This is a genomic window from Nostoc sp. GT001 (assembly GCF_030382115.1).
GTDB lineage: Bacteria > Cyanobacteriota > Cyanobacteriia > Cyanobacteriales > Nostocaceae > Nostoc.
The window spans coordinates 7060642-7068159 of record NZ_JAUDRJ010000003.1; the positions used below are offsets into that span (position 1 = coordinate 7060642).

6 protein-coding genes and 3 pseudogenes are annotated in these 7518 nt (G+C 41.7%); 7 read left to right on the forward strand and 2 right to left on the reverse strand.

What is annotated here, in order from left to right; translation table 11 throughout:
- Window positions 1-99: 99 nt before the first annotated feature.
- From hisF to QUD05_RS32820, 3 genes and pseudogenes are all read left to right on the forward strand, one after another.
- Window positions 100-873 (forward strand): annotated as a pseudogene (gene hisF / locus QUD05_RS32810) (imidazole glycerol phosphate synthase subunit HisF).
- Window positions 874-972: 99 nt separating this feature from the next.
- Window positions 973-1164: a hypothetical protein gene (locus QUD05_RS32815; protein ID WP_094348875.1), complete on the forward strand. Its 192-nt coding sequence runs from the start codon at window positions 973-975 to the stop codon at window positions 1162-1164.
- Between the two features lie 294 nt (window positions 1165-1458).
- A pseudogene (locus QUD05_RS32820) lies at window positions 1459-1566 on the forward strand (IS5/IS1182 family transposase); the annotation flags it as partial.
- A gap of 59 nt (window positions 1567-1625) precedes the next feature.
- On the opposite strand, the pseudogene QUD05_RS32825 reads toward QUD05_RS32820, so the two are convergent.
- A pseudogene (locus QUD05_RS32825) lies at window positions 1626-3106 on the reverse strand (GTP-binding protein).
- 253 nt (window positions 3107-3359) lie between these two features.
- Here QUD05_RS32825 and tpiA point away from each other — a divergent pair.
- Window positions 3360-4091 carry a triose-phosphate isomerase gene (gene tpiA / locus QUD05_RS32830; RefSeq protein WP_502911445.1) on the forward strand — a complete coding sequence of 244 codons (732 nt, stop codon included), beginning with the start codon at window positions 3360-3362 and terminating at the stop codon, window positions 4089-4091.
- 262 nt (window positions 4092-4353) lie between these two features.
- On the forward strand, window positions 4354-5214 hold the full coding sequence (folP, locus tag QUD05_RS32835; protein ID WP_289799699.1) for a dihydropteroate synthase: 861 nt from the start codon (window positions 4354-4356) through the stop codon (window positions 5212-5214).
- Window positions 5215-5217: 3 nt separating this feature from the next.
- Here the strand turns inward: folP and QUD05_RS32840 are convergent, their stop codons facing one another.
- Complete coding sequence (locus tag QUD05_RS32840) at window positions 5218-6054, reverse strand: SPFH domain-containing protein (RefSeq protein ID WP_289799700.1); 837 nt, start codon at window positions 6052-6054, stop codon at window positions 5218-5220.
- A gap of 410 nt (window positions 6055-6464) precedes the next feature.
- Here QUD05_RS32840 and QUD05_RS32845 point away from each other — a divergent pair, with 410 nt between their 5' ends.
- Both QUD05_RS32845 and rpsU read left to right on the forward strand, forming a co-directional pair.
- On the forward strand, window positions 6465-6809 hold the full coding sequence (locus QUD05_RS32845) for a hypothetical protein (protein ID WP_104905479.1): 345 nt from the start codon (window positions 6465-6467) through the stop codon (window positions 6807-6809).
- Between the two features lie 292 nt (window positions 6810-7101).
- The gene (rpsU, locus tag QUD05_RS32850) at window positions 7102-7281 is read left to right on the forward strand and encodes a 30S ribosomal protein S21 (protein WP_069073049.1); all 180 of its coding nucleotides are present in this window, start codon (window positions 7102-7104) and stop codon (window positions 7279-7281) included.
- The last annotated feature ends 237 nt before the right edge of the window (window positions 7282-7518 follow it).

Below are 7518 nucleotides of genomic sequence, written 5' to 3' on the forward strand. Positions count from 1 at the left end.
TGCCCCATACCCAATACCCATGAAAATTTTCGGTTGAGAATACCCGCGCCAATTTAAAATTTAAATTCCGGTCATTTACCCAGAAGTACAAAAGTTATTATGTTATCTAAAAGAATCTTACCGTGCTTAGATGTGAAGGCGGGACGGGTTGTAAAAGGAGTTAACTTTGTTAATCTCCAAGATGCAGGCGATCCGGTAGAGCTGGCCAAGGTTTACAACGAAGCTAGGTGCTGATGAGTTAGTATTTCTGGATATTACAGCTACTCATGAAGACCGAGCTACAATTTTAGATGTGGTCTACCGCACTGCTGAACAGGTCTTTATTCCATTGACTGTAGGTGGTGGCATTCAATCCTTAGAAAATGTTAAAGCTTTGTTACGAGCGGGCGCAGATAAAGTTAGTATTAATTCTGCGGCGGTGCGTGATCCAGACTTGATTAATCGGGCCAGCGATCGCTTTGGTAATCAGTGCATAGTTGTTGCTATTGATGCCAGACGCAGAAATAACCCGGAAAATCCAGGTTGGGATGTGTATGTGCGGGGTGGCAGAGAAAATACGGGCTTAGATGCCCTATTGTGGGCGCAGGAAGTTGAAAAACGGGGGCCGGAGAACTGCTAGTCACAAGTATGGATGCGGATGGAACCCAAGCCGGGTATGACATTGAGATCACACGAGCAATTGCCGATGCTGTAGAAATTCCAGTTATTGCTTCTGGTGGTGCAGGTAATTGTGAACATATCTACACTGCCCTAACCCAAGGCAAAGCTGAAGCCGCATTACTTGCATCACTGTTACATTACGGACAATTAAGCGTAGCAGAAATTAAAAGTTACTTGCGCGATCGCAACGTGCCAGTCAGAACATTATCTTGATCCATCATTCCCCATTTAATGACATCCATCTAAGGTTAGACACACTTCCTGAAAAGGGTGTTAATATTATTTTACAAGTATTAACAAATATTAAGAAATATGTTGCTTCCTATTTTGCTTTTTGATGTAGCCCTGGTAGCGTGGTCGCTGCACTTAATGGAAAAAGCCTACGAGAGTAAAGAATTTTCTCTAATGTTGGCTGGTACATTGGTTGCTCTGGCTGCTGCTGCCATGTTAGTAGTTTACTTTTTGATGGGGCATTGTATGACCTATTTGTTGCAAGTATCCTAGAGAGTGCTGAGTGCTAGAAGAGATATTTAAAATTTAGTTTCCAGAAAGCTTGACAAAGTAATAATAACTCAGTAACTATATATACCTGATTTTAAGAAGATGTTTTCAAAGTACCAAAAAGTATAATTTTTGCCTTCTGGACTACGGTAAGTACAACGAAAAACTAAGGTTCTCGCTATATACTTAAATGCTTGGCTGTGCTAATTATGAGAGCAAAAGACCCTTTTAAAACATTCTCTAAGGGGTCATAGCGCAGTTGGTAGCACACCTGTACATTCACAAATTAGATGTCGCAATCGATTTCGGCGTTTGAGTAAGGATTATGAGTTGTACACAGAGTTAAGTGAAGCAATGATTTATGGCTCATTGATTCGTCTGATGGTAAAGCGAATGACACCTTAAGCTTTTCTTGACGAATCAAATATAAGCATAAATATGGCTAACCAAAGCTTATTGATGCATCACTTTTTGAGTTTTACTTTGTGGAGTAATTCATCTTTAATCCGGTTAAGAATTGAAGTCTCATCCAAGTTTGCCAATATCCGATTAATTACTGCTTTCGACCCATCAGGCCCCCAAGTTGCGCCATTTGCTAAATAAACTTTGGTAACTTGTCCAATACCGTAAGAAGAAACACCAGCTACTCCTCCTTGGGTAATTGCTACCGATATATAAGGGCCTAGCGCAATGCCACCCGTAGCTGTTGCAGAGATCCCAAGTAAAGTTTTTAATCCACTCAAGCCTAAATTTGCTAACAATTCACTAGCACCGATACCGCCCATACTCAGGGCAATTTTTTGTAGCAATTGTACAGCCCCAGCTTCGGTCATCGAGAAGCCATAGAGTTTAGATAAACCCAAAATTAGAGCAATATCAATTACCACACTACTCAGAATATCTACCACAGTTACAGGATTGAGTGCGATCGCTAATGCTTTAGTCATCACAGCCTTCCAAATCAACTGATTGGCATTCTGTTCCCGAATCATTAGTTTTCGTTCTATCAACTGCTCATTTACAATATCGGCATAAAGCATAGTATTGAGGGCAACCAAGGCTTTACCCTCACGATGCAAAATTTCCAATATTTTCAGCTTCAGTTCCTCGACTTGGGCATTCCCTGTACGTAACTGTATGCCCCTCGTACCATCAGGGCGACGAATTGCTGTCTTCACCAATGGCGATGCCGCAGCCATGACAATTTCTAGAGGTGTAAGTAATTCCCGCACCCTTTCATCCCGGATTTTGTGATAAATTGCCATCCGGTCTGCTTCTGGATACTGGTCTACTTTGTTAAATACCAGAATGATCGGTTTACCTGCTTCCCGCAACTGAGAAAGGGCGGCGTATTCCAGCTTTGTCATGTCGCCAGAGATCACAAACAAAATCAAATCTGCTTGTTTGGCAATCTGTTCAGCTAAGGCGGCGCGGGTTGCACCATCTACTTCATCTAACCCCGGAGTATCAATTAATTCCACTTGAGATTGACCTACACCAGGGAGAGTGACACGCAAAGCACGTTCAGTTTCCCCAATCATCTCCTCGCTAATACTCCAATTAACTGTTTGGGCAGTACGGGTGACACCGTGCAGCGCCCAGTTTCAAATACCGTTTGCCCAACCAAAGAATTGAGTAGAGAAGACTTCCCACGTCCCACCATGCCAAAAGTCGCAATCTGCACTACCATGCGGTCTAACTTTCCCAGCATGGTTTCCAACTCAGCAATTTCCGTCTCTAACCCGGTTTTTTCTTGGGGAGTAAGGTCGAGATTGGCTACCAAGTTTCGCAACGCTGTTTGTGCTTGTTTATAGTTCAGTTCCGTCTGAATGTCTTCAAAACTGAAAATAGCACTATCCAATTCTTCCTCCCAGCTGAGAGAATTTGCGTCAGGGTTAGCAGAATCGCTTTGATGAGGTTCAGGCACGGGCAATGTCGAAGTCATGTCAATTTTAGATTTGAAATTTGGGATTTTTAAATTAGCCCTGTCTCTTATCCTAGTTATTTTTAACAGAGGTTTGTGCAGATTAGGGAGGAGGGGGGCAGGGGAGCAGGGAGCGGGGGAGAATAATAAATAACTAATGACCAATGACCAATACTTCGGCTTCGCTCAGTACAAGTGACTAATGGCTAACAAAAAGTCATAAACTGAAAAATGCATCTAAATATAACGCGTTAGGATCTTGACTAAATTACCTGTGCGGAAAATCGTTATTGCTAGCAACTGGAAAATGTTCAAAACCCAGGCAGAAACCCAGGAGTTTTTACAAGGATTTCTGCCCCACTTAGAAGAAACCCCCCAAGGGCGAGAAGTGATATTGTGTCCTCCTTTCACTGATTTAAGTGTTTTGTCCAAGACCTTGCACGGTAGCCTCATCCAACTGGGGGCACAAAATATCCATTGGGAAGAATATGGAGCCTATACGGGTGAGATTTCTGGCCCGATGCTGACAGAAAGCGGTGTACGCTTTGTGATTGTCGGTCATAGCGAACGACGGCAATATTTTGGGGAAACGGACGCCACCGTTAATCTGCGCCTCCGAACTGCTCAAAGGTTTGGGTTGACTCCAATTCTCTGTGTTGGCGAAACCAAACAACAACGAGATGCGGGAGAAGCTGAATCACTGATTGCTCTCCAACTCGACAAAGGCTTGGTAGATATCGATCAGGATAATTTGGTGATTGCCTATGAACCGATTTGGGCCATTGGTACTGGTGACACTTGTGAAGCAGAAGAAGCTAATCGAATAATTGGCTTAATTCGTAGCAAGTTGACTAATCCAAATGTCTCAATTCAATATGGCGGTTCAGTCAAGCCGAATAATATTGATGAGATTATGGCTCAACCAGAAATTGATGGTGTCCTCGTAGGAGGAGCAAGTCTAGAACCTGAGAGTTTCGCTCGGATTGTGAATTTTAAATCAGTGTGATGTGCTTTTTTCTCGTTCCCATGCAGAGCATGGGAATGCCTAATGTAGATAAGAAGAATTCAGAACTCAGTAGTCAGAATTCAGAATTGAATTTTGTACGACTGGGTTATGAATATTGCTTAAAAAGATTGCTCTTTGTGGGCGAAAGAAAATTAAAATATTTTTCAAGAGTTGATACTCCACACCTGAAGGGATGGAGTATTCTGAATTCTGACTCCTGTTAGCGGTAGCGGGGCGTTTAGCCCATTCTGACTCCTGTTTTATGCCAAGGAACTTGATAATTCGAGGACGCTGTTTCAATTGGGGACAGCGGACTTATTTGATGGGCATTTTAAATGTAACGCCCGATAGCTTTAGTGATGGGGGTGAGTTTAACACTTCCTCTGCCGCTTTAATACAGGCGCAAGCACTGGTGGCTGCTGGTGCTGACATCATCGATGTGGGCGGTCAATCAACTCGACCAGGGGCAAAGCAAATAACTCTGGCGGAGGAACTTGACCGGGTACTATCGGTATTACAGGTGTTAAGACCAGAGATTTCAGTCCCGATTTCTGTAGATACAACCCGTGCTGCTGTCGCCAAGGCATCTGTAGAAGCTGGAGCAGATATTATTAATGATATTTCTGGCGGCACTTTTGACTCAGAAATGTTGCCAACAGTCGCAGAATTAGGTGTGCCGATGATTTTAATGCACATCCGGGGAACACCACAGACAATGCAACAACAGACCGATTATCAAGATTTGCTCGGTGAGATTTATAGTTTTTTGGCTCGGCAAATTGAGGCTGCAACTACTGCGGGTATTGACCTAGAAAAAATTATTATCGATCCTGGTATTGGTTTTGCTAAAAACTATGAGCAAAATTTAGAAATCTTTCGCGGCTTGCGATCGCTCGCACCACTCGACTGTCCTATCTTGGTAGGAGCATCTCGTAAAAGTTTTATTGGTCGCATTTTAAATCAACCAGATCCCAAAGCACGAGTTTGGGGAACGGCAGCAGCTTGTTGTGCTGCTATTTTTAATGGCGCTGATATCCTCCGAGTTCACGATGTTCAAGAAATGCGCGATGTTTCACTAGTAGCCGATGCCTTATTCAGACAAGCCGCACAGCCTGATTGTTAGATATTAGCGTTCTTCAATTTTTTTGCCGTTACCTTCTTGAGTTACCGACTCGGCTATCAACTCCTGAAACATGTCAGTTGAATTGGCTGGGTCTACAAAGACAATTTTGGCATTACTACTCTCACCAAGTTTTTGGCTAGCATCTACATAATCTTGAGCCACGAGATACCGCAGAATGTCTCTACTATCGGGATTGGCACGTAGAGCTTGAGAAATGATTTGCACTGAAGCCATAGTTCCTTCTGCTTTCTTAATTGCAGCTTCCTTTTCCCCTTCTGCTTCGGTAATCAGTGCCCGTTTTTTGATGACGGCGGCTTGTTCTTCTTCCCTAGACTTTCGCACACTCTCAGGTAGAGTAATTCTCTGAATATCTAACCGGAGAATCTCAACTCCCCAATCTGCCGTTATATGATTCAACTGATCTAGGATAGCTGAGTCCATCTCTGCTCTAGAGACGTTGGTCTGCTCTAGGGTATTTTGGGCAATGATTTCTCGGAGCGTAGTTGTGGTTATCTGTGTTAATGCCCCTTGGAGATCCTCAATCGCGTAAAAGCTTCTCTCAATATCTCGAATACGCCAGTATACAATAGCGTCCACTTCTACGTAAATATTATCTTGGGTGATTACATTCTGAGGTTTGATGTCTGTAAACTGCTCTCGTGTAGTATCTTCCATTACAATCTGATCTACCAAGGGAACAATAAAGTTCAGCCCCGGCTTAAGTTTGCGATGATACCGCCCTAAGCGTTCCACTAGGGCTTCATTTCCTTGATTAATCAGTTTTGCAGAACCTAATGCATAACCTATAAGGGCTAAAACTATAGCAATAATTGGCTCCATGTATGCTCCTATTCAGCTTTGGGGAGAATTTAGTGTCAAAGATATGCTACTAGCTTGTCATATCTTTGAGTTTAATGTTTTGAGTTTGTAATTTTATCAACACCAGCAGCGATGTCGAGTCGCTGCAAATTTTGTACATATTCTCTAAGTGAGACTATTTTGCAGAATGCGTAGAAGCTCTGCTTCTTGTCGTCAGACATCGCTATTAAAGCACCTTGATAAAACGCTGGCAAGGACTACTTGATGTAATCAACTTTACTTGTACTGGCATTTTCAGACAGTCTGGATTTATTTTAAGTATATTTACGCAAATAAAATTCAATGAAGGTAAAAATTTGGCAAGAATTAAAAACCCCACTATAATCGGATAAAAATTGGCTTGAACCATTAAAAACATCAAAATATTATGTATGGGCAGGTTGTTAATCAAACTTATAGGTTTAATTCTACTTTTCACCGGATTATACTTTTTTGGTCAAAACATCATATTTGTTAGCGGTTACTATTCATATTTTTACCGTAGCTTACCTGCTACAGCTTCAGTTTTAGCAACGATGATAGGTATCTTTGCATTAGTCTTTTTTCAAAGAGAAACTGGTAACTTAGGATGGATTTTTCTAGGCATTGGCATAGTACTAGTTTTCTTAAGCGGTGGAGTTATTTTAAAGCCTACTAGCTTATGGAATTTCATAATTGCTTTTACAGCATTAGCAACTGGATATAAATTACTAAATGAGGGCAGAATAAACTTTTAAAATCTGTTTTTATCATATATCTTAGTAACTAAGATTACATTATTACCCTATTCAGAGTACAGTCAGAAAAATTTAGCATTATAATTTCCCCATCCTCTCTATTGGTTCTGAGAGTGCATTAGGACACTTAGATTAACTTTTAGTTAAGTACCGATTTTACGAGATAGAAGTACACATAACCCGCCTCAACCGGACGAATAGCCTCTTAATCATGACTTTAGCTCAGAGGGGTTTTACTAAGGTTGAGGGTAATATTAGAATGGAAACTATTGATGATGAGGAAAAGAGAAGAATGACCCAGGTGGTTCTAGGAGAGAACGAAGGAATAGACTCAGCTTTGCGTCGGTTTAAACGCCAGGTTTCCAAAGCTGGGATATTAGCTGATGTGAAATATCATCGGCACTTTGAAACACCAATAGAAAAACGCAAACGTAAGGCAGTAGCAGCTAGACGCACAAGACGTTTTAAATAAATCTATTTGGTGTGATATCGGCGTTGCTTGAGGTTATGACCGAAAACAGGCAATAGCGCTTGCACCCTTATTAATACAAACATTAAGCAAAGTCTGCCGCACGTTAATNNNGGTGTAAATGAGTTACTTTTCCTATACTTAGAGCGCGTTAGAGACTTTATCTTGGTTAGATGGAACAAGCTGCCCATCAACCAAAATAAGCGCCTTNNNACATCGGTTAGCTTTCTTNNNTCAAGC